A 783-nucleotide genomic window follows, 5' to 3' on the forward strand; every position below is an offset into this window, starting at 1 on the left:
AGCGTATCGCGTATGGGCGATAAACGAGTTAATGGCTCTGTAGGTCCGCAGTGGGCTAAAGCACCCATAGGGAGTAAAAAAGGGGATAAAACACGCGTGCAATTAATGGATGAGCAAGTTGAAAACGCATTTAAAAAACATGGCCCAGATGCTAAGTTGAACATTCAACTTGAGCGCTGCCCGTTAAATAAAAAGTAGAGAGCCCATGATAGAAACGAATGATGACGCCTTAGATTATTTTCTAAGCAAATTTAGGCAACCAACAACAACTGTACCCGCGACTACCGCTGATATAGAAGCGTATCGAGTGAAACTGCCTGACCAGCTACTTGAATACTGGCAAATACTCGGTTTCAGCGGCTTTGCCGATGGTTTATTTTGGCTGACAAATCCAGCGGATTATCAAGACATTCTTGACCGATTTTTAGAAGACACCCCGTTTGAGCACGACGATATTTATTATGTTATAGCGCGTAATGCCTGGGGCAATTTAAAACTCTACGGTGAGAAAACCGGACATTCTGTGGAAATCAGCCCTTACCTTAATTGGATGCGGACTAAGCAAGGAAATGAACAAGATATTAAAGCAGGTAAAACTGAGCGGACAATAAAAAATTTTATAGCATTTCAAGAAGTTGAAGACCTTGATATAGAAAACAACCAAAAGAAACCACTTTTTCCTGCGGCATTAAAAAAACATGGCCCACTCAATGCTGATGAAGTGTACGGCTTTGCGCCATTTTTATTTATGGGTGGCGAGAAAAAAATCAAGAATATTGAAAA

General features: G+C 41.0%; 2 protein-coding genes. Both read left to right on the top strand.

Annotated features, from left to right (window positions below; genetic code table 11):
* Positions 1–198 (top strand): polymorphic toxin type 15 domain-containing protein (locus H5232_RS23495; RefSeq protein ID WP_259400201.1); only part of this gene is annotated, 198 nt, incomplete at its 5' end.
* A gap of 7 nt (positions 199–205) precedes the next feature.
* Positions 206–783, top strand: a 578-nt coding sequence (locus H5232_RS23500; protein WP_182831698.1) for a GAD-like domain-containing protein, incomplete at its 3' end; no start/stop codon positions are given.

The organism is Pseudoalteromonas sp. SG41-5 (assembly GCF_014164495.1).
GTDB classification, from domain to species: domain Bacteria; phylum Pseudomonadota; class Gammaproteobacteria; order Enterobacterales; family Alteromonadaceae; genus Pseudoalteromonas; species Pseudoalteromonas rhizosphaerae.